At 44.1% G+C, this 23,969-nt stretch carries 22 protein-coding genes and 1 tRNA gene; 19 read left to right on the top strand and 4 right to left on the bottom strand.

Translation table 11 applies throughout. The annotated features are described in order from the left end of the window. Positions 1 to 255, bottom strand: coding sequence for a hypothetical protein (locus QW597_01235; protein MEM0155212.1), 255 nt, complete (start codon positions 253 to 255; stop codon positions 1 to 3). 121 nt (positions 256 to 376) lie between these two features. On the opposite strand from QW597_01235, the gene QW597_01230 reads away from it, so the two are divergent. The 3 genes from QW597_01230 to QW597_01220 all read left to right on the top strand — a co-directional run bounded on the left by QW597_01230 (position 377) and on the right by QW597_01220 (position 2,417). After that, positions 377 to 877, top strand: a complete 501-nt coding sequence (locus QW597_01230) for a flavin reductase family protein (protein MEM0155211.1) — start codon at positions 377 to 379, stop codon at positions 875 to 877. A gap of 221 nt (positions 878 to 1,098) precedes the next feature. Further along, positions 1,099 to 1,974, top strand: a complete 876-nt coding sequence (locus QW597_01225) for a phosphotransferase (protein MEM0155210.1) — start codon at positions 1,099 to 1,101, stop codon at positions 1,972 to 1,974. Between the two features lie 110 nt (positions 1,975 to 2,084). Further along, on the top strand, positions 2,085 to 2,417 hold the full coding sequence (locus tag QW597_01220; GenBank protein ID MEM0155209.1) for a tRNA-binding protein: 333 nt from the start codon (positions 2,085 to 2,087) through the stop codon (positions 2,415 to 2,417). A gap of 31 nt (positions 2,418 to 2,448) precedes the next feature. On the opposite strand, the gene QW597_01215 is transcribed toward QW597_01220, so the two are convergent. Beyond that, positions 2,449 to 2,533 (bottom strand) — tRNA-Leu (locus tag QW597_01215). A 161-nt stretch (positions 2,534 to 2,694) separates the two neighbouring features. Between QW597_01215 and QW597_01210 the strand changes: the two genes are divergently transcribed. Next, the gene (locus tag QW597_01210) at positions 2,695 to 4,332 is read left to right on the top strand and encodes a UbiD family decarboxylase (GenBank protein ID MEM0155208.1); all 1,638 of its coding nucleotides are present in this window, start codon (positions 2,695 to 2,697) and stop codon (positions 4,330 to 4,332) included. Positions 4,333 to 4,428: 96 nt separating this feature from the next. Here the strand turns inward: QW597_01210 and QW597_01205 are convergent, their stop codons facing one another. Continuing rightward, positions 4,429 to 5,829, bottom strand: coding sequence for an APC family permease (locus QW597_01205; protein ID MEM0155207.1), 1,401 nt, complete (start codon positions 5,827 to 5,829; stop codon positions 4,429 to 4,431). 354 nt (positions 5,830 to 6,183) lie between these two features. Here QW597_01205 and QW597_01200 point away from each other — a divergent pair, with 354 nt between their 5' ends. From QW597_01200 to QW597_01165, 8 genes are all read left to right on the top strand, one after another. Continuing rightward, positions 6,184 to 6,459 (top strand): hypothetical protein, encoded by a 276-nt coding sequence (locus QW597_01200; protein MEM0155206.1) that lies wholly within the window; start codon positions 6,184 to 6,186, stop codon positions 6,457 to 6,459. Between the two features lie 37 nt (positions 6,460 to 6,496). Continuing rightward, entirely contained in the window at positions 6,497 to 6,889 is a 393-nt protein-coding gene (locus QW597_01195; protein MEM0155205.1) for an Lrp/AsnC family transcriptional regulator, read from the top strand. 107 nt (positions 6,890 to 6,996) lie between these two features. Continuing rightward, positions 6,997 to 7,287, top strand: coding sequence for a DNA-binding protein Alba (gene albA / locus QW597_01190; protein ID MEM0155204.1), 291 nt, complete (start codon positions 6,997 to 6,999; stop codon positions 7,285 to 7,287). A 71-nt stretch (positions 7,288 to 7,358) separates the two neighbouring features. After that, on the top strand, positions 7,359 to 8,345 hold the full coding sequence (locus tag QW597_01185) for a polyprenyl synthetase family protein (protein MEM0155203.1): 987 nt from the start codon (positions 7,359 to 7,361) through the stop codon (positions 8,343 to 8,345). A 93-nt stretch (positions 8,346 to 8,438) separates the two neighbouring features. Further along, positions 8,439 to 9,986: an aldehyde dehydrogenase family protein gene (locus tag QW597_01180; GenBank protein MEM0155202.1), complete on the top strand. Its 1,548-nt coding sequence runs from the start codon at positions 8,439 to 8,441 to the stop codon at positions 9,984 to 9,986. 59 nt (positions 9,987 to 10,045) lie between these two features. Beyond that, entirely contained in the window at positions 10,046 to 10,867 is an 822-nt protein-coding gene (locus tag QW597_01175) for a methylenetetrahydrofolate reductase (GenBank protein ID MEM0155201.1), read from the top strand. A gap of 1 nt (position 10,868) precedes the next feature. Beyond that, entirely contained in the window at positions 10,869 to 11,786 is a 918-nt protein-coding gene (locus QW597_01170; GenBank protein MEM0155200.1) for a hypothetical protein, read from the top strand. 2 nt (positions 11,787 to 11,788) lie between these two features. Beyond that, entirely contained in the window at positions 11,789 to 12,814 is a 1,026-nt protein-coding gene (locus tag QW597_01165) for a methionine synthase (protein MEM0155199.1), read from the top strand. On the opposite strand, the gene QW597_01160 is transcribed toward QW597_01165, so the two are convergent. Then, the gene (locus QW597_01160) at positions 12,811 to 16,161 is read right to left on the bottom strand and encodes a hypothetical protein (GenBank protein ID MEM0155198.1); all 3,351 of its coding nucleotides are present in this window, start codon (positions 16,159 to 16,161) and stop codon (positions 12,811 to 12,813) included. The genes QW597_01165 and QW597_01160 overlap by 4 nt on opposite strands. A gap of 222 nt (positions 16,162 to 16,383) precedes the next feature. Between QW597_01160 and priS the strand changes: the two genes are divergently transcribed. The 7 genes from priS to gatE all read left to right on the top strand — a co-directional run bounded on the left by priS (position 16,384) and on the right by gatE (position 23,896). After that, the gene (gene priS / locus QW597_01155) at positions 16,384 to 17,550 is read left to right on the top strand and encodes a DNA primase catalytic subunit PriS (GenBank protein ID MEM0155197.1); all 1,167 of its coding nucleotides are present in this window, start codon (positions 16,384 to 16,386) and stop codon (positions 17,548 to 17,550) included. 69 nt (positions 17,551 to 17,619) lie between these two features. Next, positions 17,620 to 18,039: a rubrerythrin family protein gene (locus tag QW597_01150; protein ID MEM0155196.1), complete on the top strand. Its 420-nt coding sequence runs from the start codon at positions 17,620 to 17,622 to the stop codon at positions 18,037 to 18,039. Positions 18,040 to 18,041: 2 nt separating this feature from the next. Further along, entirely contained in the window at positions 18,042 to 18,623 is a 582-nt protein-coding gene (locus tag QW597_01145; protein ID MEM0155195.1) for a DUF3501 family protein, read from the top strand. 134 nt (positions 18,624 to 18,757) lie between these two features. Then, on the top strand, positions 18,758 to 19,903 hold the full coding sequence (locus QW597_01140) for an acyl-CoA dehydrogenase family protein (protein ID MEM0155194.1): 1,146 nt from the start codon (positions 18,758 to 18,760) through the stop codon (positions 19,901 to 19,903). Positions 19,904 to 19,907: 4 nt separating this feature from the next. Next, the gene (locus QW597_01135; GenBank protein MEM0155193.1) at positions 19,908 to 20,717 is read left to right on the top strand and encodes a DUF72 domain-containing protein; all 810 of its coding nucleotides are present in this window, start codon (positions 19,908 to 19,910) and stop codon (positions 20,715 to 20,717) included. A gap of 63 nt (positions 20,718 to 20,780) precedes the next feature. Beyond that, positions 20,781 to 22,043, top strand: coding sequence for a Glu-tRNA(Gln) amidotransferase subunit GatD (gene gatD, locus QW597_01130; GenBank protein ID MEM0155192.1), 1,263 nt, complete (start codon positions 20,781 to 20,783; stop codon positions 22,041 to 22,043). Positions 22,044 to 22,045: 2 nt separating this feature from the next. Beyond that, on the top strand, positions 22,046 to 23,896 hold the full coding sequence (gene gatE / locus QW597_01125; protein ID MEM0155191.1) for a Glu-tRNA(Gln) amidotransferase subunit GatE: 1,851 nt from the start codon (positions 22,046 to 22,048) through the stop codon (positions 23,894 to 23,896). Positions 23,897 to 23,969 lie beyond the last annotated feature (73 nt).

The raw sequence follows: 23,969 nt of genomic DNA, 5'->3' as shown, positions 1-23,969 counted from the left end.
TTACTCTGTTTTTTTATCTTTAAGTCCTTTTTTGATGAGCTTCATCTCCTTTTTCTTCTGCTTCATCTCTTCGTTGTAAATCCTTCTCTGAAGCCTTTCCCGTTCCTTGAGGATCTGCCCCTGAAAGTAATCTTTTCCCCCAGCGACTGACCAGAAAACTTCTTCCGCACTCTGTCCAGTCTTCTTTCCAATTTCCTCAATAACGTCCATTACGCTCTTGTTTATTTTTAGCTGAATATCAACTTCTTCCGCCATGTTAGGATCAATCAAACAATGGCAATCCGGATATAAGAGTTTGGAAACAACTCTCAGATCAACAATTCTTCAGGAAGGGAACGTGTGAAACATATAACAAATACCTCCGAATAACGTGACAATGCGAATACTTGACAGCAAGAAATCTCAGCGATATTTCACCTCCACGGTAGCCCTTGTGACCTCAAAATCTGGTACAACAGTAAATGTTATGTCTGCGGAATGGTCACTTAGAGTCTCACTTGATCCATTTCTGATGGCAGTTTTCGTGGGGTATGAAAGGGAAACCTACAAGCTGATCAGGGATTCAGGTGAATTCGGACTCAGTTACTGTTCAGATCGGCAGGGTGAACTTGCCCACCTTGCAGGTAATATGTCTCTCAGGAACGGTAATAAGTTTGATAAAGCAGCATTTGTTACATTCGATTCGAGGTATATAGAAGCACCCCTAATTGACGGCGCAGTCTCTAACTTCGAATGCAGGGTGGTCGATGAACTGAAAACAGGGGATCACGCTGTATTTGTGGGAGAGGTTCTGGCTGGCTATTACGATGATTCCAGGAAACCTCTTGTCTTTCATGGTGGAAGATTTTACAGCATAGGGGAAAGAGTCACGCACTGACCCGGCTCTTTCACATCTTTAGCAGTGTAATCATGATTCTAGGCTCGCGGCTGGGAATGAAGTTAACATCCTTTGCATCGTTCCAACCTGCATGGCATGACCTTTCTATTTTATCTCAGGACAACATTACCCGAAACTCGGATTGGTCCTGATCCAATTCGCTGCCCTTTTGAGGCTAGAAGAGATAATTTATTTTCACTTTGGCATGGTGACAGCACCATATGGAAGTAAGTGATCTGTCTGAGTCGGGAATCCGGAGAAGAATAGGTGAGTCATTCCCAGACATTCCGGTACGAGACTTGAAACTGGATGATTCGGGATGGAACTATGTTGCGGCTCTGGTGAACGGTTCCATCGTATTCAGATTTCCCAGAACAAACGATCTGTCGGAGAGGCTAAGGAAAGAAATTGTTTTAATATCAGGGCTCAAAGGCTTTCCATTCCGGTTGCCTGAGTATTTATTGATGCCAACAAACGGCGATTTTTTTGCAGGTTACAGATATATTCCTGGGTTTCCGCTAAACAGCGCAAAAGTACTTGGCATAGGGTTGTTACAGGACTCCACTAGGGTATTGAGGTACTTCTTAAGATACAACGCCTCGGTACTGCCAGATGAGGGTATTCCTGTGTATTCCCCAGAAAGCTGGATCAAGAACCGTGTTGAGGGTGTCGCGAAGGCCTTCAGAGACGCGCTTTCTAGATATATTGGTGATGACTATTTCGACTTGGTCAATGAACGGATAAACAGTTCACTAGGAAATTTAACAGAAAGCGACATGGTGCTCTCGCACGGCGACCTCTTCAGGGGGAATGTTGTAATAAACGCGAAGCACAGTTGCATAAATGGGGTAATAGACTGGGAAGAAACATCAATTGGAGATATTGCGCTCGATATAGCTGCACTGGGGATGGATTTTCATCCACTATACACAAGGAGACTGGTTTCCTCCATCGGTAAGAATGATACGGGGCTTATGAAGAGAATTGCATTCTACCAGTGGTTTGAGCCACTTTTTACTGCGTATCACAAAGTTCAACAAGGGGAATATGGCAATTCAACAGAAACAAAGATACGACTACAGGGCCCGGATAAATAACCACTCCCAAGTTACAGAATCAGGTAAGAAGGGTACAAAAAATGATTGCATGGGTTTAAACCTGCATTCTGAACTACGTTTTTTAATACGGTTAGAAATATGATGTTGGAATGACGATTAGTTTGGATGATTTTTCAAAGGTTGACATTAGGGTTGGGACTATAATTGAGGTTCAGGATTTTCAAGAGGCCAAGAAACCAGCTTATAAGCTGACAATAGACTTTGGAGAACTTGGGGTCAAAAAATCTTCTGCCCAAATCAGGAATTATAAAGCTACAGATCTTATCGGAATGAAAATAGTGGCTGTTACAAATTTCAGGCCAAAGCAGGTCGCAAACTTCATGTCTGAAGTTCTAGTCCTTGGTGCAATGACAGAAGAGGGTGTTATACTGCTTACCCCAAGTGTCCCAGAGAAAACTCTCCCGGGAGACAAAATCTTATAGGATTATGGATTTTTTCATATCTGGTGGTTTATGCGAGGGGAGGGATTTGAACCCACGAACCCCTAAGGGACAGAATCTTAAGTCCTGCACTTTTAGCCAAGCTTAGCTACCCTCGCAATTAATCGGTTTATAACTCGGTAATATATTAAAAGTGATGGAGATGAAATTTCATGGTATTTAAATAGAATAATCTGCGCTTATTTTCGCTGCGTATTGAATAAATTCCTTTGACCCTGATCGCTATGAATATGTAATGCATTGGCATAGATCATCTGACATGGATAGGACACAAATAGCCGGCACACCCGGATTAAGAAACTTCATGGAAGAATATTGGTCTAGGTATAGAGATGATGTACTGGAAATAAAGGATGAGATGAGCGTTGAATTTGATACCACAACCTATTCTGTCCTCAGGAATAGGTCGAACAGAATGCTTCTTTTCTCGAATATCAAAGGCTATGAGAACTTTCGTCTCCTTGCCAATGCCCTGGGAAGCGAGAATAGGGTCCTGTTCGCCACAGGGTCTACTGACATTGAAGAATTCAACTGGAAATTTTCATCTATCCTGGAATCTGAAGTTCACGACGCGATATCTCTCAGGTCTGGTTCGGCGCCATTCATGAAAAATGTACTCAGCAGTCATTCCGTAGACATCTTCAGACTGCCGATTCCTTCTCATTACCCTTCCGATGGATCTCGAACCGGGAAGTCAAAGTACATTACGTCGGGGATAGTGGCAGTCAGGGAATTCGATAACCCTGAAAGGATCAATCTAAGTTTTACCAGGATACAACCGATTTCACGAAACAGGTATGCGTTCGACGCGGGGAGCCATGGACACCTGTGGAACCATCTGAGGATAGCGGCTCAAAACGGTATGGAGGCCGAGCTGACTGTCTTAATAGGCTGTCATCCGCTTTACTATCTTCTTGCGGCCTCCTTCATTGACAATGAATACGAAAAGGCCTCAGCACTCATGGATGCGGAACTCTCTAAGGGGCTGAAAAATGACATAATTATACCGACGGAGACAGAGATTGTCATGGAAGCAAAATTCGTTCCAGCGGAGACATATGACGAGGGTCCCTTTGCTGAATATGCAGGTTATATGGGACAGGACACCACACGATATGTTGCAGAGGTTAAATCCATAATGATGCGCGACAATCCAATTTATTACGATATCCGGCCTTCCAATTCAACTGAACACGTCAATACTTTTTCGTTACCCAGATCATCAGCAGTAAACGGCAAGTTGCGAAGGATCATCCCGCAGGGAACTGACTTTGGGGTAGAATGGCCTTACTCTGGAGCGAGATTTTTGTCGATCGCATGGGTAGAACCTCCTGCAAGAAATGTTGCCAAGCAACTCGGTATCAGCATTATGAGCACTGATCCTCTGTGGGGGAAAGTAATATTCGTGAACCTTGGGAAATGTGATCTAGATTTTACTTCTGCCATTGCAAGATTTCTCAATACCTCGGAAAAAGCGAGTCAGTGCATAGCGGTATTTGACGATATGTTTGTGATTAGCTCAGACTTCACAGCCAAACCTGAAGGCAACGTTGGCAAGGCCCTGTTCATTACGAACAGTAGAGACAATTCATTCACCTCTGAATTAGTTGACGGTGAATTCATCATGAGAGGCAAATACGGAAGTGCCGTGATTACACACAGCCCGGGAAATCGCGGTAGGATCACCATCGTTGTGGGCAGGGATATAGACGTATCTGACGCCGATCAAGTGCTCTGGGCTCTGGCGACCCGTGTCAACCCCTCTGTCGATCTTGAAGTCAATGAAGACAGCATCGCTATAAACGCGAGCAGAGAAACACCAGAAATCCCCGGCCTCGATCCGGATTCTGTAAGAAGAATATTAGATAGATTCCCTGCACAACCTACGGAAGTCTGAACAATAGAGCCTTCAAACGCTGATATATGAATTCAGTTAATCGATAAATAAAAGAAAAGAATGTTTTAAACATATTTTTATAGATCGAGAAAAAAATCAGGGATCAGCCGATATATGCTGAACAGTTTCTGTTGATTTGATCCCAATCAATTTTTTCTTTGCGATAAGGACATAAACAAAATTGAACATCATCCATGCAATGAACATGCTTGTGCCCACAATCACCGGGAGGCTTATTGAAAGGAAAGTGCTGTAGAAAATCAAGCCAAATATCACCACGGTGATCGCCGAGAGAGCAATACTTGTACTGCTTATCTTTCCGTCAAACTTTCTCTCTATACTTGGCAGCGATACGTTAATAAGAGCGTGGACAAACAGTACGCCAAGGGTTGCTGCAATGGCAGCCATTATAAATGCAGGGAATCCGCCAAGAATTATTACACCCAGAATTCCTATTACAAGCGCGATGGACGTTATTAAACCAGCTGCAACGTAAGGAGTTCTCCTGTGCCTATGCACTGTGGCAGTTCTAGTGGGCAAAATCCCGTCTCTTCCCATTGCCATCATTACCCTTGACGTTCCATTGATGAGAACAACGGAGCCGGTCAACAAGCTGTTTATGAATAATACGGCGACAATTACCGCTGCAAAAGTTCCAATGTCCGACCCTATAATAGTTATGCCCGGAACCAGAGAATTGGAATATACAAGCATGTTTGCCGGTCCCCAAGCAACTGTAAAAAAGTACGCGGTAAAGATGAAAAACGCTCCAAGAATTACTGCTGTGAAAATAACGGATTTTCCAATTGCTTTCCTGGGGCTCCTGGATTCCTCACCGAGAGGCGTCGAGGCTCCAAACCCAGAGAAGGCTGTGTACATAAGGAGTACACCGAGTCCAACGCCATCAAACCCTCCAAGAGCATATTTTGGTGTGAACACAGAGAATGAGTTTATGGAAGGATGAGACGATACTATGTACACTCCGAAAATCGAGATTATGATAATTTCTAGGAGGGCCATGATCATCGTGTATCTGGTTGATCCCCTTATTCCAGCGTAAGATACCAAGAAACCGAATAGGAGAGTCACGACAAGAAGAGGAAGCCATATCAAAGAGGGCAGGTTGATTCCAAAACCCGCCGAAAGCACTGCCGGAACAAATACTGCAACACTTAGCGCAAGCAAAGTCAGGGCCATGATCTGATAGAAAATATAGAATAAACCAGCAAACAGGGCAGTCCTACCACCATACCCAACTTTCACATATTCATAATAGCCACCCGCTCCAGACACTTTCATGGAGATCCGGTTTATTACCAGCGCGTTTAATAATACCACCAGAAACCCGATGAACGCTGTCAACGGTAGGGACCCAAGCGCAAATGCTGCGGCGCCAGTAAGTGTAGATACAGCGGCTCCGGCTGGAGCCGCGCTGGCAATCCCCTGGAACATGGTTTCCTTTAAGCCAATTGCGTCCTTTTTTAACGTATTTTCCAATTTTATTTCCTCCTCTACGTTTCTGTCTCAGTACACCTTAATGTTGTCAAATATGCTCATTAAGTGTCAGTGATGTCATACTTTTGTACAATATAATACTTTTCTACACAGCAATGTTTTTTATACTAGTATATTGATATAATATCTTCTTATCTGACATGTTGATCAATTCCCAATTTTTTAGAAACTTTTTTTTATCAAGTCACGCATAATATTCCGCTTTACGTTTAGCTGATTCAATCCTAGCAGAAGTCTGAAATTTTGATTTTTAAGCGCTTGAATTTCTCCACTCAATTTTTTTTTCTCACATCGCTGTTATCGCAAGTTTTAATTCGAATTACGCATGGCTAGGACATGGCAATTCCGGGAGCATTCCCAGGTGAAGGGGAACTTATAGAATTCGAGACTGAAGATGAACCAAAGTGGATGACAGTCAAACTGAAAGATGGATCGGTTATACAGATAAAGATGGAAATTGTTGCAATAATGAGGAACGGAAATGACTTGAACACTGGGCTCCCTTTGTATATGGTTCAGGCAACAAATATAATCCGGGTGCTTAAGGTGCCAAAGGAGCTTATATCAAAGAAGAAGGTGGAGGACAGTAAGGGCCAGTCGTTGTACAGATAATGGAAATGGTTTTTAGTCACCTCTGCTTACTTCAGGCGTGGATTCGAGAGACCGGGAAATTCTTGAGATCTTGCGTAAAAACTCGAGATTGACCAATATCGAGATAGGTAGGATGCTAGGCGTTTCGGAGGGCACGGTAAGGAAGAGAATCGCCAACCTGGTTTCATCAAACGTAATTAGAAAATTCAGTATCGAGACATCGGAAGAAGGTGTGGATGGCATAATTCTCCTGAGAGTTGATCCCAAGAAAGCCAAGGACGTTCTATCAGAGATCAGAAAAAAATATTCCGAACTATACGAGTTCTCCGGCAAGATCGATATAGCAGTTAGGATCCATAGCCCCACGTTGCTCGATCTTAACGCTGCGGTGGATGAGATAAGATCCATCGAAGGAGTGAAGAACACTGATACAATGATACGGCTCAACTAATAGCGTCTAAATTTTTCAGGCGATTCCAAGCTAGCCGGCTTTCCGTTAAATCTAAGATTGGCGTCAAGGTTATATATGTAATACTTCTAATCTGTTGAGGGACAACAATGGCGGAAGAAAACATCATTTATGTCGGCAAGAAACCAACAATGAACTATGTCTTGGCTGTTGTCACGCAGTTCAACACCGGAAATCTGGACAAGATTGTAATAAAGGCCAGAGGCAAGGCAATCAGCAAAGCAGTTGATATCGCTGAGATAACAAGGCACAAGTTCATCCAGGCTGCAAAATACGACAAAATAAATCTCACAACAGAAACCCTTCAGGGAGAACACGGAGAATCAAACGTGTCTTCAATAGAGATTACCCTAAGGAGAGAATTATCTGGAAATCAATAAATTCTCATTTCTCCATAAGAGTTTACAAAGGGTTAAATCTGTTTTTCGCATTCACACAAGCCCTGGTAATAATGAAAGATTTCTTTGAATGGCAGAGTGGTCTCAGCAGCAAGATAGAAGAGGTGAACCAAACTCTTCTGAAGAATATATATACCGATCAGGATGAATTATATGAAATGTCACGGTACTCTATAGATGCCGGAGGCAAGCGGTTCAGACCGCTACTTACTATACTTTCGTTCGAGATAAGCAGCAGCGAGCCATACCAGAAGATTCTTGACCTTTCTGCCGGATATGAACTGATCCATACTGCGAGCCTGATACATGACGACATTATTGATGGTTCCTCGGTGAGAAGGGGGAGGCAATCCGTAAACGCAAAGTACGGGATCAACAATGCCATTGTCGTTGGCGACTATCTCTTCGCGAAGGCTTACGAGCTGGGATCCAGATATGGCCCTGCAGTTTCAAAGATAATGGCGGATGCGGCCAGTCTGCTTGCTGAGGGTCAGATACTTGAGGCCGTCAACCTTGGCAATCTTTCCATGAATGAAGCTACATATTACGATATAATAAAAAAGAAAACTGCCATGTTTTTTTCAGCGTGTGCCCTTGGGGCTACCTATGTTGCAGGTTCCGATCTGATAACGCAGAAGAATCTTACAGATTTCGCGTATAATCTTGGCATGGCGTTTCAGATCACGGACGATATCATAGACGTTGTGGGTAACGAAAAGAAAATGGGGAAACCAATCTTTGTAGACCTTGAGCACAACGCGGTCACTATTCCCATGATAATTGCTCTCAGGAGTTCAGACCTGAACGATGCAACCAGGCTGAGAGAAATACTTTCTTCGGGTTCTTCCGACGAACAGAGCAAGAATGATCTCAAGGACATTCTTGTAAGGTCAGGATCAATAGACTATTCATTCTCAGTGGCTAAGAAGTACACGGAAAGTGCACTAAGGTCCCTGCAGATGACGAACAGGTCTGCTGATCTCGATCTGCTGGTTGACCTCGCGACCATTGTCATCAATAGGATAGACGAACTTGGCTAGCGCCAAAGATCGGTGCATTTTTAAACAATATTTTCTGACACTGGATTCCTGCAGCATGGCAAAATAGAATTACGGCAGAATGATTAATGAATCATGTCAAGTTTTGATAATTTTCGCGAAGAGGCACTTAAGAAACTTGGATTGACGCACGAAAATTCAGGAATATTCTCTGGACACTGGCATAAGTACACTGGAGAGAATGCCATAGAGTCTTGCAGCCCCGTGGATGGCAAATCCATAGCTTTGGTATCTTCCGGAACCGCAGAGGACTATTCCGAAGTAATCGATCATCAGATGAAGGTTTTCAGGGAATGGTCTTCCATGCCTGCACCGAAGAGGGGAGAGATCATCAGAGAAGTTGGCATGGAGCTAAGGAGGAGAAAGGCAGATCTTGGAGACCTCGTCACGCTTGAAGTCGGAAAGACTGCAAGTGAGGGGCAGGGAGAGATACAAGAGATGATTGATGTTGCTGATTTTGCTGTTGGGCTTTCCAGACAGCTATATGGCCTCACAATGACCAGTGAGAGGCCTAACCACAGGCTATATGAACAGTGGGTTCCCCTTGGTCCAATCGCTGTTATTAGTTCATTCAATTTCCCATCATCAGTATGGTCTTGGAATGCCTTCGTTGCCGCTGTTGCGGGTGATCCCGTAATCTGGAAACCATCCTCCAAGGCGCCTCTGACGGCGCTTGCTGTGATAAAGATCATTTCGGATGTGCTCCAAAGACTACATGCACCTCAAATCTTCTCCCTCATTATTGGCGGAGGATCTAACATCGGTGACAAGATCGCTAGGGACTCCCGCATACCTCTGGTATCGTTCACAGGATCCATACCCATAGGCAAAACAATCTCGGAGAAAGTTGCGGGAAGATTTGGAAGGAGCATCCTTGAGCTTGGAGGTAACAACGCTGCCATTGTTTCTGCCAGATCAGATATGGATATAGCGCTGAAGGGGGTAGTTTTTGGCGCCCTGGCAACAGCGGGGCAGAGATGTACCAGCACCAGAAGGGCGATTGTCCAAGAAACAATATACGACAGATTCATAGAGAGACTGAAGAAGGCATATTCCACGGTAAAGATCGGTTCTCCTACAAGCAGGGGGGTCCTTGTCGGTCCGTTGATAGACAGGGTTGCAGTTGATGCATTCCTTTCTGCCATTGAACAGGCAAAGAAGGAGGGAGGGAAACTCATCTATGGCGGAAACAAAGCCAAAGTTGAAGGATTCGACGACGGGTATTACGTCAACCCTGCAATAGTGGAAGCAAACGATAGGATGGAAATAGTCAAGAAAGAGACCTTTGCACCGATCCTTTATGTCTTTAAATACAAGAATATTGGTGACGCTATCCGCATACATAACTCAGTTCCGCAGGGTCTCTCGTCTTCCATATTCACTTACGACCTGAGAGAAGAGGAGGAATTCCTGTCAACCTTCGGATCTGATTGTGGTCTCGCAAACGTAAACACGAGCACTGCAGGTGCAGAGATTGGTGGCGCTTTTGGTGGAGAGAAGGAGACTGGCGGTGGTCGGGAGAGTGGAAGCGATTCATGGAAAGCTTACATGAGGCGCCAGACAGTGACAAAGAACTGGGGAAACGATATACCTCTCGCGCAGGACGTTAAGTTTGATATATGACTACTGGTAATCTTTTTATCAGCAACCATCTTTAATAATTTAATAATTAACGCTATAATTTGGCAGTAACAACAATCACGGATCTTGGATACATTAAGTCATTCGAACTGGTTCCCAGGAAGGCTTATGGCTTTGTAGAGGCAGTTGAAGCTGTTGACATGATGGAAGAAATATCAAATGTCATAACTGCGCCGGAAAACCCCATGGGAATGCCAGGAATTGATCCGCTGATCACGCTATATACAGCCACTAACGGTAAAAAGATGATTCCGGTTCCCCACATAACGCCAAGGGACAAGAACAGGCTGCACATCCATTCCCAGATAATGACGGGGATAAAGTTTGGAATAAATCACTTTTTCGCCGTTGGCGGTGATCCGATTCACAAAAAAATGGATTCTAAGGAGGTCAGGGAACTCGACGTCGTCGGACTCATAGGTGCCATAAGGGACGCCAGGAGTTATTCCAATGGGTTTGAAGGCGGAGATGAAATTGTTGTCGGTTCTTCTCTCAACCCGTTCCGGGAGGCTGAGCAGGATATCGCACTCGCGAAGTTTAATGGCGGATCAAAATTTTTTATCACTCAGGCATTCTATGATTCTGCGCTGCTGAAAAGGGACTGGATCAGGAGGAGGAAATTCAAGCTGATAGCGGGTTTCTTGCCCATACAGAATGAAAAGCAACTGGAATTCCTGAAGCGTATCGGCGGGAAGATTCCTGCAGAGACTGAGAAGAGGATACTGAGTGCGCACGACAAGGTCCAGGAGTCATCAAGGATCATTCGGGAAATCGCGGACGACTTGAAAGGGTACATAGATGGCATACACGTAATGCCTCTGGGCAACAATAAAATAGCAAAGGATATTCTGGAGAGTTTTTAGAATGGAGATTGAAACGCTGGTATATGGTATATACCCAAAAACCGAAAAGTTGAGAAAGATCATAAGCAAGTATGAGAGAAACCAGATAAGTGCATCAGACTTATCGCTTGAATTCGTGGCAGAAAAGAAGGAAATTATTGCAAGATTCGCCTCTATTGGAATAAGTCACTTTTCAGATCCCATAGTGAACTGGTATGATCTGTTTCGTCCTCTGGCTCTGATTTTTGAGGGTATTGACCTCGGCCCGCTGACAAGGTACAGAGAGACAAATACATTCTACAGAATTCCTATAATAAGCGATATCGGCAGAAGAAACATTCAATACGAAACCCTTTTTGAGGGGAGAGAGAATCCTCCAACTGAGCTATTCTCACCCCAGACGTCAGGCAGGCACTTGGCGATTTTTCCCGGGGCCCACAGTTTCTATAGCATGTCAGAGGTTAAAGATGGAATAACCGAGAAGGAATTTTCGGATTACCTTTCAGAAATGTATGGCAGTATCCTTAAGAAATACGGATACAGTAGTGTTTTAATATATGATCCGCTCCAATACGGTGACTCAAACCTGTCATACCTGAACCCGCTTTTGGAAAAATACTCCATATATGCTGTTTCTTCCGGAAGGATCAGCAAACAGCATTTTTCTGGCACGAGCCGAAAATTTGCATCGGTTATTGTTGATCCAGTGCACGATAATTATGCCGTTGCATCTGAGGTTTCTGAATTGCCAGGTTTGAAGGTAATAGATGCAAGGAATACACTGATTGAGACCAATCGGATAGTGGCCAATACGATTTCTGACAGCGTTGGCAATGGCAGAATAGAGAAAATCGTTATTGCGAACAATGAGAGCTTCGATTTTCTGCCTAGGCAGGTTGCAGACAGGAAGGTTAGCTTTATGAGCGGGCTAGGTGCATAGGCATGGCTGGAACTATACTGAAAACTCAGGAGATTGGGAGCTTCAGAAAACCAGAGTATCTGAGCAGAAAATTCCATTCGTCTGCTGAATCCGAGATTGTTCCCTTGAAGGAAAAAGCTACTCTGGAGACACTTGAAACTTTCAGAAACGTCGGAATGGAGAATCTTGGGGTTGGAGGAGAGATGTTCAGGTGGGAAATGTATGAACATTTTGCTCAATTTGTGTCGGGACTTGAATTTTATGGAATGGTGAGGTCATTTGACAACAGGTACTACAGGAAGGGAATTGTTGTTTCCGATCTCTCGAGGAAATCCTGCCTGCATGGAGATGAACTCAAATTCCTGCTGAAAAACACCAACGGAGATCTGAAATTACCGGTAACTGGACCATACACCATGATGGATTGGTCTTTCAATGAACACTACGGGGACAGGCATGAGACTGCTCTGGCATTCTCCAGAATATTGAATGATGAGATCCGGGAACTGAAGAGGATGTGGGTAAGTGCCAGACCAGCGGAGAAGTTTCAGGTGCAGATTGATGAACCGGCCACAACAACGCATCCGTCAGAAATGGATATTGTAGTGGATTCAATAAACAGGTCCGTTGAGGGAATTGAAGATGTGGAATTCTCCCTGCATGTCTGCTACAGCAAGGATTATAGGGTTCTATATGACAGGGTTCCAGATTTGAAGATTCATGGGCTGAACCTGGAATATGCTAACAGGGACATGCTCTCCAGGGGAGTCTCGGATTCCGAAAGACCAGGATACAATGACATAAGATATTTCGCCGAAGTAGAGAAAAAGAAATTTCTCGGTGTTGGCGTCACGGATGTGCACATAGATGAAATTGAAAGTGTTCCTTTGATAGAAGACCGGATCAATTACACTCTGGGGATACTGGAAGACCCCGTAAGGATAAAGATAAACCCGGACTGTGGTCTCCGAACCAGAAGCAGGAAAGTAGGAGAGGAGAAGCTTAGGAACATGGTCATTGCCAGAAACAACGTTTTGAAGAAGATTTAGCTGTATTTCCTATCTCTCCTGACAAAGGGGTAAATAATCAATCCCACAAGGAATAAAGGACCTCCTACAAGGGCAATGTTTGCGAGAAGGAAAACCGCGTTTCCATAGCTAAGAGTGACATAATTCGAAGCGTAAATTGATCCATCATTCAGGTGAACTACTAACTCTACGTAATATGTATGTGTTGGATAAATCCCTGTGATAAGAGCGTCATTCTGCGCTTGATTTGTATATGTGAACGTATCCACCGAACCGGGAGAGAAAGACGGTGTTGTGGAAACTTCGATGTTATAGCTGGAGAAGTTTAATCCGGGATACGTATCCCACGTTAAATAAGCAGCAAAGAACATAAGAGGGAAATACTTCTGTATATTAAGATCTAGGTTTAAAACACTCACATTTCTCGGTGTCATTTTTATATTGAGCTGAATGAACCCCTCTACAATCTCGGGGTAAGTCAGGTTTTTGTATAAGGCATTGCTGAAAACAAACAAGTAGTATCCCAGTGGAACCTGGATGAAATAAAAACCCGAAGCATTTGTGTACGAAACAAAGTGTGAGCCTTGCTCCTCTACTTTGGTGTTTGAAAGCCCGAAACCAAAATTTATGTCAGTTACATAACCGGATACAAAAAAATTGTTTCCAGCTATGTTCAGATTTATCTGTTCGTTCAGATTCTGGCCAGGGGAAAGAGTTACGGTGGAGTTAAAATCACTGTAATCAGGACTACTAACACCTATTGATACATTGCCTGGAAGGATGTTTTCAGTGTATGTCCCATTAATGCCGTTTAAACTTCTGCCATTTATTATTACTGTGGAATTTCCCTGAAACACAAACAGTGAAACAGTACTTTTAATCGGTTGAAGGATCAGCGATGTGTTAATTCCAGCAGTAAAATTTGCCTCTACGGGGTAGAAATCATGCTCTATTAATGAAATATAATTTGTTCCGTAGATTGATTCTATTACTTGAGATCCAGATTTGAGCGCGCTTAGGTTGTAGAAATTATCAAGCACGCCTTGGATCGTGCCGGAATAACCTATGTTCAGAGAATCAGAGATTGTCAAATTAGTCTTCAAGAGTACAGGTATAAAGACCGTTCGGTTGTAGAAAGGTACTGTTGTGTTTCCTGTCTCAGCCGTTATTAAATAGTACCCCCCATGGGTAAAAGTATACGAGTTTCCATTGATTGTAGAATTATTTACTTTCCAGGCGTTAACAGGTACATTTCCCGTAAGATTAAATGTTGCGTAGATTACGTTTGATGGATAAAGATGGTAAACAATGCTCTTGGACTCTGTTGGCCCCCCATTAAGGTATTTGGTTGTTGCGTTGACGAGATAGTTTACACTGTACTCAGGGCCAGATCTGGAAAATGAAAGCGTGCTGTACTTGGCTTTTCCCGGTATTCCACTGTATTCTTCCAAATATATGTCGGCCAGTGGAGATATTTCTGATCCATTCTTAACGGTTATATTCGAGAAATATGCTCCACTCAGGTTCACGAGATTGTATTCTGCTCCATCAACCTGGGCACCAAAGGCCGCCTGGTATTCACCTATGAAGGTCAGGAGATAACTCAGATCGAATTTTACGGGGCCCACTAAGCCAGTTATGTTCGTGCCGTTGATGCTGAGACTAAGATGAACAGACCTGTTCGCCATTTCAATGCGGGTTTTCCCAGAGGCCGTGCGTCCGTTCTGTTCAATATCATATACTGCGCTGAAAAGTGAAGTATTTGAAATATTTATGCCTACTTTTATAAACTGATTTTGCGAATAATATGCAGAAATGTAAAAGAAAGAAGACCCATTAAAGGAATACTGTTGAGTGAAACCTGCGAATGTTACATTCGCGGATAGAGTGGAGAACCCATATCCTGAGCTGTTTATTACTGCAACTGTTCCATATTGAGATCTTATTTCCTTTGATGCATTTATTAGCGAACTTACTACTGGAGTCCCCAGTCCTGTGACTGGATTCCATCCCGCCGTGGCGTTATACTTGCCATTGTTTCCCTTAGTTATCTGAGAGAAGGCAGAATTGTATAAAGGAATTCGAGAAATCTGGTAAAGCATGGGGTTGAGGCTACCAATATCTGCTTGGTTGGCCTGATCTATCAAAGCTCCAATTGCAGCCCACATGGGACAGCCTATGCTTGTTCCTCCGACATCGAAAACCCTTCCAGACTGAATAACTTCCACGCCCGTCTGTGTGTTTCCCACCATCGAAACATCTGGTACTCCCCTGCCTCTCGAAGTTGAATTAATGCCTGGAGCAATTTGCCAATACGGGACAGGCAGCTGGCTGTAACCCCCTCCACTTCCGAAAGTACTGCCACCCGATATGCCGCCCCAAGCCTGCTGGCTCCAGCCAGGTGCGTAAAGTGATGTCCCACCCACGCCAGTGACGAATGGGTCCGAAGCAGGGAAGTTAACGGTCAGCCCCGAAGTCCCGTCGTAAGCACCCAAATCCCCAGAGGCTGCAAACACTGAAATGTTCTCGTTCTGGGCTTGCTGAAATATCTTCGATAGAGTCTCAATTTCGTTTATGCCAAGCTGAGATTCCGGATTCCCCCAACTCAGGGAAATGATGTTACCCAGTTTCTCATTAATAGCGTAACTTAAGGCATCCATCAAAGAAGCCGCGGCATCTGTTGAGATGACCAGCACTATTCTTGCACCGGGGGCCATCGCATGAGCCCACTCAACGTCAGTTGCCGTTTCGAGAGACCAGGTGGCACTGTAATGTTGCGGCTCAGCACCATTGGGAAAGACGATGGAAAGATTGGCCGGAGGAATGTTCATCACTTTGTCAAAGGCCATCAGATCATATTGCAAGTTAGGGTCTCCGTAAGCATCCACAATCACGATAGTCTGTCCCGTACCCGTAATTCCGCTGCTATAAGCGCCATTATAACCGTAGGCAGTTGCAATGTCAGAAGGATAGTACGGTAGACCATTGCCGCTGATTTGCTGAGTATAAACGTACGGGGTGAAGGAAAATGATTCAGTATCCTCGAAGTAACTAAGATTGAAATTTTCTCTCATTAGGGTCATGGCTGAGAGGAACCCCTGAACGCCACGGGTCGGTACCGAGACCTGAACTATATTACCGTATGGAATAGAAGAAATTCTGCTTTCATTTAAGTAATTCATCAGGAGACTTCGAGGATAGGCTCCCTGGCTTATATATATAGTATAATTCACGAAGTTCTGCCCGGTTGGATAATATTGCACAACATCCTCTGGGGCGTGACTCGAAGACATCTGTGAAAGGAGAGGCATTCCTGAGGACAGGATTACCATAAAAGTGACGGATGCGACAACGACAATACGTCTCATAATGGCGTGCATATCGTAAATCTTATTTATATAATATGTGACTTTCAATATGACTAAGTGAGAATCGTAAGGCACTCTTTGTAAACAGTCCAGAATTCAATTAAAGCGTGAATCATGTGATAGTAAATCCTATTCGTATATCATTTCGACCTAAAGTTTCAGAGACTCGTACGGTTCAAAAATGTTAAACGCAACTTAACACTCTAACATAAGACTGTAAAAATGGATGCTGCAGAATCCGACCAGAAGCTGAGAGGGCTTTTTCACGATTACTACGTGAACGAACAGCTGGAAACTCCCGATCTCCTGCAGTCACGAGAAATAGGTTACATCCCATTTAACGGATCAATGTCCAGGCACAGACGAATACTGACTTCAGCAGAACTGAAATATTTTGTTACAAGTGTGGTTCCGAGGCATCTGTACTATTCGACCTCATATTACCGTAAGCCAGAGGAAAAAAAGATGCAGGAAAAAGAATGGCTTGGTGCTGAGCTGATTTTTGATCTTGACGCCGATCACATCAAGGGGGCAGAAAGAATGACCTACACCCAGATTCTTGACGAGGTCAAGAAGCACACGCTGCGCCTAATTCACCATTTTCTTCTGGGTGATCTTGGGTTTGAAGAATCAGAACTAAAAGTATATTTCTCTGGTGGGAGGGGATACCACGTTCATGTACTTAGCGAGAAAGTTTACGAAATGTCCTCAGACTCCAGACGGGAGATCACCGATTACATTCGTGGAGAAAACATATCGGCTCAGGGAATTATAGCCTCCGCAAGTGAAAAACAGTTTATCGGAGGTTGGCCCAGAAATGTGGATATTGCTCTTTCGTCATACTTCCGCAATCTCCCCCGAGTGAGGGACCTGGCAAGAGATGTGGTTAAAGGCATACTGGATAATGGCAACACGGCAAGGAGTTTCGTGGACTATCTAAACAGGCCATTGAAAATAGGATCTAAGACCATGAAGAGAATTGACATTTTTTCAATGGAAGGCCCGGAAAAGTATTCCGTCTCAGAATCAGACCCGCGATTTGAGAAGATTTTAGATAACGTAATTTCCCAAACAAGGGATCAACTGAGTTCTGAAATAGATGATCCCGTAACTACGGACGTACACAGATTAATAAGGTTCCCCGGCAGCCTTCACGGTAAGACGGGCCTCAAGGTCATAAATGTCAGGATCAAGGATATGGAAGGGTTTGACCCGCTCAGGGAAGCAATACCGAAGTCATTTGCTCAGGGTACTGCGGCCATACAGGTTGAAAGTGACACAACCATCGAAATTAACGGAAAACATTTGGACTTGGCCGCTGGGAAAAACGAAGTACCCCTCTACGCAGCTGTCTTTATGGTGGCTTCAAAGAGAGCCATATTTATATAGATTATTTGGTAGTTATGTGTATAAGGAAAAAACCTTTATACTCTCATTCAATTGGCAAACGGTGAAAAAATGGACTTTAAACATAGCAAGACTCTTGAAAACCTGAAAGCAGGTTTCGCGGGTGAAAGCCAGGCTAACAGAAGATATCTTTACTTTGCACAGAAAGCCGATGAAGAGGGGAACCAGGAGATCTCCCAGATTTTCAGATCAACCGCCGATGGAGAAACAGCACATGCCTTTGGGCACATGAATTACCTGAAGGCAGTAGGAGACCCAGTCACTGGAGAACCTATTGGAACTACCGAACAGAACCTCAAATCCGCAATAGCAGGTGAAACATATGAATATAGCCAGATGTATCCAGGCTTTGCAAAGGTCGCCCGGGAAGAGGGCTTTGAGGATATAGCCCATTGGTTTGAGATCTTAACTAAAGCGGAAAAAGCGCACGCTAAGAAGTATGAAGATACTCTCGCGAAATTGAAGCAATAAATATGTCAGTATTCATACAACCCGGAGAGATACTCTCTCCTTCAGCTTATAAAACAAAGAGAGAACTGATAAATAGGCAAGTAATAGAATTCGAAAGAAAGCGCCGGATTACAACCAGGACGTTCAGTTTCCTCTTCGAACACAAAGATATCATCCTGAATCAGATAACCGAAATGGTATTCCTTGAGAATGTCACGGATTATAAAGAAGTACAACACCTCATAGGGATATACGAGGACCTCATGCCTTCAAATGGCGTCCTCAGCGTCTCAATGTTCATAGAAATATCAGATCAGGATCAGCTGCTGAGGGAAATGCCCAAGCTAGCAGGAATAGAGAAGACTGTTTTCCTGGTGTTCGACAGCGCTGAGATCCAGGCCACTCCGGAATCAGGTAGATCAACAGAGGTTCTTGAATCAACACTACAGTACCTGAAATTTAAGTTCAGCAGAGCACAGGTTTCCAGATTCACGAGGTCTAAAAATGCCTTTATTGAAACCCGCAAGAAGGAATACGAACAGGTCGCCAGAATCCCACCAGATCTTCTCGAGACTCTCAAGAAAGAAATAGTTTCAGTTGAATAGATTTTCTCTTCCATTTTATTTTCTTCACCAACTAGTGTTTGTGCGTTTATTGCGCAGACCTTACCTTTCAATGCTCAAACCAACATAAAATAGGGTTCCCGATAAGTTATTTATTTGACATTACATGGGCAACTATGGCATATTCGTTACTTAACAATCAGGAAAATGAGGTCTTTGAATACGTCGCCAGATTCGCCAGGGAAGAGGTAAAGCCTCTGGCCAAGAAGATAGACGAAGAAATGGAGGTGCCAAAGGCCCTTATCGACAGAATGAAGGAGCTTGGACTCTTTGCAACTTATATCCCGGAAAAGTATGGCGGTGCAGGACTCAGTTTTCGCTTTCTTGTCAAGGTTATTGAAGAACTCTCGAAAGCCTGTCCAAGCACCGCACTGGTGCTTGATGGAGCACTGACGCTATTTGCGGAACCTGTGCTGTTGTTCGGTGACGAATCCATCAAGAAGCGTTATTTGACACGGGTAGCCAGTGGATCCGTGGGTGGTTTGGCTCTTACTGAGCCCGGATCCGGTAGCGATGCGGCCTCTATCAAGACATCTGCCATTAAAAAAAGCGGAAAATATGTGATAAACGGGAACAAGATTTTCATCTCAAATGGGAGGCTTGCGGAATTCTATGTTGTAGACGTGGTCACTGATCCATCAAAAGGTTACAGGGGAATCTCTACATTCGTTGTTGATGCTGATACGCCCGGCTTAGAAATAAGCAGGGATATCCACAAGATGGGAATAAGGGGATCAAGCACAGTCGAACTTGTATTCAATAACGTTGAAGTGCCTCCTGAGAATATCGTTGGGGAGTTGAATAGTGGATTTAAGGTAGTAATGGAAACGCTCGACGCGGGAAGAATAGGAATAGCCGCACAGGCACTGGGAATCGCAGAGGGGGCGTTTGACGAAGCAGTTGAGTACATAAAACAGAGAAAGCAGTTCGGCCAGCCAATTTCCAGTTTTCAGGGGATACAGTTCATGATATCAGACATGGCTACGAGAATCGAAGCGTCGCGTCATCTGATAGACGCTGCAGTTTTGGCCATGGAAAGACACGAGGACACGGTTAGACTATCTTCGATGGCAAAACTCTTCTCCTCGGACATGGCCATGAGTGTAACAACAGATTGTCTCCAGCTCTTTGGCGGCTACGGGTACACTACTGACTTTGACGCTGAAAGACATATGCGTGATGCGAAAATAACTCAGATTTACGAAGGAACGAATCAGATTCAGAAGGTCATAATATCAAGAGAAATTCTGAAATCAAAGTGAATACATGATATGGCTGGGCTGTTCCGGTTGGAACTACAAGGAATGGTTCGGGGTATTTTATCCATCCTATATCAGAGACCAGCTAAGATACTACTCTCAGATGTTCAACTCAGTGGAAATAAACAGTACATTCTATGGCAATCCGGAGAAGGAGATCGTGCAATCTTGGTGCAAAAAGGTCGGAGACAGGAAGGATTTCAGATTCTCCATAAAGATGCCCGGGAGCATAACGCACGATCTGTTTTTCAGCGACAGGAAGAGCTGCGTAAACAAGGCGGTCGATTTTGAAAGGCAAATCTTAGGTGAAATGGATTCAGCCGGAAAACTAGGAGCCTGCTTGATTCAGATGTCTTCACGACTTTCCATGAACTACTGGGACGATTTTACGGATTTTCTAGGAAATCTGGATTCTTCGGGATACAAATACTTCGTAGAACTCAGAAACTCTGATATGGAACTCAGATCCGCGTCTGAAACTCTTGGAAATATGGGAATTGGAACAGTCAGTACTGACACACCCGTGGCCAATTTATCCAGTCTCGAGGTTGGGACAAAATACATAAGGTTGCATGGGCGAAATGTGGCACAGTGGGAGAGCAAAGACGAAGGAATGTCAAAATACAAGTATCTCTACAATATGGATGAGATTCGGGAACTGAGCGCGACTATTAAGAAATCCGTATCAACAGGGGATGACATCTTTATTTATTTTAACAACCATCACGAGGGGAATGCTCCAATGAACGCTATTAGCCTTGGCATGGAACTGGGACTCCGGATTGGAAAGGGTCAAGATCAGAAAAAGCTATTCTAGACACAAAAGGACGGCAATCCATTATAAATAAAAGGAGCATTTACCAAATCAAGGGCTTGAATTATGACGGACATGTCGGCAATAAAATTCGGGACTTCCCTGAAATTTTCCTATTCTGGAAATGTATACGAGGGACTTTTCATCCACTTTGACGGTGCGCTTGTTACCGTGAAGCTGTCAAATGGTTATAACATAGTCATTCCAGTTGAATCTATGGACCTCATTGAATCCAGATTTGAAGAAAACGGTAATTCCACACCAACGATGCAGGCGGTGTCTCCTGCCAAAAGAATGAGCAACAGTTCAAAGAAAGTTTCGCTTCTGGCTACAGGGGGCACAATAGCCAGCAAAGTAGATTACAAGACGGGGGCAGTGAGCCCTTCCCAGGACGTAAGCTTTATTTCAGATAAGGTGAAAGGAATCAATGTCGACGCTGAGACCATAGACAATATCTTGAGTGAGAACATAACCCCGGATAAGTGGATCGGCATAGCGAAAAGAATTAAGAATGGGCTTGACAAAAATGATGGATGTGTAGTGTTCCACGGTACTGATACAATGACGTACACCGCATCGGCAATCAGCTTCATGTTTTCTTCACAAACCGGGCCCATAATATTTGTTGGATCGCAGAGAAGCTCGGACAGGCCAAGCAGTGACGCTTTCCTGAACGCCGAAGGAGCTATTCATCTGGCCACAACAGATTTTGGAGAAGTTGGGATTGCCATGCATGACAGCCTTTCTGATAGCAGGATTTCCATACATCGTGCCGTAAGGACCAGAAAAATGCATACCAGCAGAAGAGACGCATTCAGGAGCCTTGGGGAGAAGGAACTGGGGAACTATGAGTCAGGGAAAGTCACCATTAACTCACCTTACACGAAGGTGGGAGATCGGAATGAATTGATGGCAAAGCTGGAACCGTCAGTTTCATTGATTTACTTTTACCCGTCATATTCTCCTGAAGATTTCCAAAGGGCAATCGAAGGAAAGAAGGCAGCTATACTGATGGGGACTGGGCTGGGTCATGTATCCCACAGCCTCATGCCAGTTATATCTGAGGCTGTCATGGCCGGCAAGAAAGTCATGATGACGTCCCAGTGCTTGAATGGGGCGGTAAATCTTAATGTTTATTCCACAGGGAGAGAACTTCTGGAGTCTGGCGTAATTCCGCTGCACAATATGCTTCCAGAGGTAGCGCTGGTAAAGGCAATGTATGTACTTGGTAACTTCAATGACGATCAGTTCAAGGACATTATGCAGCTAAACCTTCGTGGCGAAATTATTGAAAGGGAGTTTGCAGGATCATTCGAGGGGCTGGTTTGAACATGTCTGCAAAAACATACGATCTGAGAAGTAAAATGAAGATTGGCCTCGAGATACACTTTCAGGTGTCGGGGAGAAAACTATTCTGCAGATGCCCTACAGAATCTCACGGCTCTGAGATTTTCAGATTCTCTCGCAAGCTTGTTGCAACTTCTAGTGAGATGGGTTCCATAGACAAGGCCGCCAGATATGAGATGGAAAGAAATCTGTCCGCAGAATATTCTGCCACAGATAATTCATGTCTAGTAGAATATGATGAAGAACCCCCTCATGCGGTTGATCGAAAGGCAATGGATGCCGCTGTCATTGCTTCCCTAGCTCTTAAGTCAAAGGTGCTCGAAGACATTTTTTTTATGAGAAAGGTAGTTGTTGATGGATCTAACACCTCCGGATTTCAGCGAACCGCGATTATCTCCATGAACGGTTCCATTTCAACATCCCGTGGAGATGTCAGGGTCACCAGTGTCTGTCTGGAAGAAGATTCGGCCAGGCTTCTCGAGGCGGAAAAGGGTGTGAACCTATTCTCCCTAGATAGGCTTGGTATTCCGCTTATTGAAATAGCCACAGAACCTGATATTATAGACGAAGATCATGCAGTGGAAACGGCCAGGGCAATAGGGTATTTTGTCCAGGCCACTGGTTTGACGCGTATGACAGTAGATGCCATTAGACAGGACGTCAACGTTTCATTCGGTTTTGGCAGGGTGGAAATTAAGGGCGTTCAAAAGCTCTCCCTGATCCCTGACGTAATAAGGTATGAGCTCGAAAGGCAGGAGGCATTGCTCGAGATATCCCACAGGACACAGCAATACCTTGAGTATTACAGAATATCACCTAAAATAAGCGACTTGACCGAATTGTTATCCAATACAAGTTCGCGAATAATTTCGCAAAACATATCTTCTGGGAACCGGGTATATGGCTGCCCTCTCAAGGGCATGGCTGGTTTGATGAAAAGCGGGTCTTTCAGGATGGGAAAGGAAATCTCAGATCTGGTAAAGAGATACGGAATTAAGGGGCTATTTCATTCCGACGAGCTTCCTGATTACGGTATAACAGCGGAGGAGGCTGAACGAGTCTATAATATCCTGAATAAGGGGAGGGAAGACGCGGCGATCATAATATCATGCCCGGAAAAAATGAAGGAAATGCTGTTTCAGGAGATATTCCGCAGGATTTCAAAACTGATAAGTATGGATCTCACGGAAACAAGATTTCCCACTGATGAAGGAACAACTGGATTTCTAAGGCCAATGCCGGGACGGGAAAGGATGTATCCGGAAACTGATATTCCAGTCATATCGCTTAACCGGTCCTATATCGAGGAAATGTCGGGGAAAGTCCCTGAATCCCCAGAAGAAAAGATAGGAGAGATATCCAGCAAATATGGAATCTCAAAGCAGGATTCTATGGTCTTGGTCAACACCTTCAGGTCAAACGACTTTGAAGAGATTTGCAGTTTAATTGGAAATCCAAAAATATCAGCCAGGCTGCTTTTGCAGACCATACCCGAACTCGAGAAAAAGTACAAATCCACTGTGCAGATGAACGAGCTTTACAAGTTGCTCAGGATTGCTGGCGAGAGAGGCTGGATTAGGGATGTCATTGAGAGGGCAATAGAGATAATGCTTTCCAAGAAAAAATTGGCAGTTGATATAATTGGCATGGAAGAGATCACTCCCATGTCTATGGACGACATTGTTTCTGTCTTGAGGAAAATAATCTCGGAAACTCCAGGTAAGGTCAGCGAGAAAAATATTGTTGCTAAGATTAAAATGGTTACCGGGAGGCCATTTAATCCATCAGACGTGATCTCAGCATATAGGGCTCTTAAAGATCGATACCTGCCTTAATTTATCTGCGGACTCTTTTAATCGATTCTTTCACATATACCAAATTACGCTCAAGTATGCGGGAAAAGCGCTA

The sequence above is a fragment of the Thermoplasmataceae archaeon genome (assembly GCA_038729425.1).
GTDB lineage: Archaea > Thermoplasmatota > Thermoplasmata > Thermoplasmatales > Thermoplasmataceae > B-DKE.
Note: the sequence above shows the minus strand (reverse complement) of the source record. Positions and strands in the feature narration are given on the sequence as shown.

Coding starts and splice junctions, on each gene's coding strand:
- QW597_01220 (MEM0155209.1), top strand. CDS start 2,085: ATGACGATTAGTTTGGATGATTTTTCAAAGGTTGACATTAGGGTTGGG.
- QW597_01170 (MEM0155200.1), top strand. CDS start 10,869: ATGGAGATTGAAACGCTGGTATATGGTATATACCCAAAAACCGAAAAG.
- albA (MEM0155204.1), top strand. CDS start 6,997: ATGGCGGAAGAAAACATCATTTATGTCGGCAAGAAACCAACAATGAAC.
- QW597_01185 (MEM0155203.1), top strand. CDS start 7,359: ATGAAAGATTTCTTTGAATGGCAGAGTGGTCTCAGCAGCAAGATAGAA.
- QW597_01180 (MEM0155202.1), top strand. CDS start 8,439: ATGTCAAGTTTTGATAATTTTCGCGAAGAGGCACTTAAGAAACTTGGA.
- gatD (MEM0155192.1), top strand. CDS start 20,781: ATGACGGACATGTCGGCAATAAAATTCGGGACTTCCCTGAAATTTTCC.
- QW597_01160 (MEM0155198.1), bottom strand. CDS start 16,161: ATGAGACGTATTGTCGTTGTCGCATCCGTCACTTTTATGGTAATCCTG.
- QW597_01165 (MEM0155199.1), top strand. CDS start 11,789: ATGGCTGGAACTATACTGAAAACTCAGGAGATTGGGAGCTTCAGAAAA.
- QW597_01235 (MEM0155212.1), bottom strand. CDS start 255: ATGGCGGAAGAAGTTGATATTCAGCTAAAAATAAACAAGAGCGTAATG.
- QW597_01145 (MEM0155195.1), top strand. CDS start 18,042: ATGTCAGTATTCATACAACCCGGAGAGATACTCTCTCCTTCAGCTTAT.
- QW597_01135 (MEM0155193.1), top strand. CDS start 19,908: ATGATATGGCTGGGCTGTTCCGGTTGGAACTACAAGGAATGGTTCGGG.
- gatE (MEM0155191.1), top strand. CDS start 22,046: ATGTCTGCAAAAACATACGATCTGAGAAGTAAAATGAAGATTGGCCTC.
- priS (MEM0155197.1), top strand. CDS start 16,384: ATGGATGCTGCAGAATCCGACCAGAAGCTGAGAGGGCTTTTTCACGAT.
- QW597_01225 (MEM0155210.1), top strand. CDS start 1,099: ATGGAAGTAAGTGATCTGTCTGAGTCGGGAATCCGGAGAAGAATAGGT.
- QW597_01230 (MEM0155211.1), top strand. CDS start 377: ATGCGAATACTTGACAGCAAGAAATCTCAGCGATATTTCACCTCCACG.
- QW597_01150 (MEM0155196.1), top strand. CDS start 17,620: ATGGACTTTAAACATAGCAAGACTCTTGAAAACCTGAAAGCAGGTTTC.
- QW597_01200 (MEM0155206.1), top strand. CDS start 6,184: ATGGCAATTCCGGGAGCATTCCCAGGTGAAGGGGAACTTATAGAATTC.
- QW597_01210 (MEM0155208.1), top strand. CDS start 2,695: ATGGATAGGACACAAATAGCCGGCACACCCGGATTAAGAAACTTCATG.
- QW597_01140 (MEM0155194.1), top strand. CDS start 18,758: ATGGCATATTCGTTACTTAACAATCAGGAAAATGAGGTCTTTGAATAC.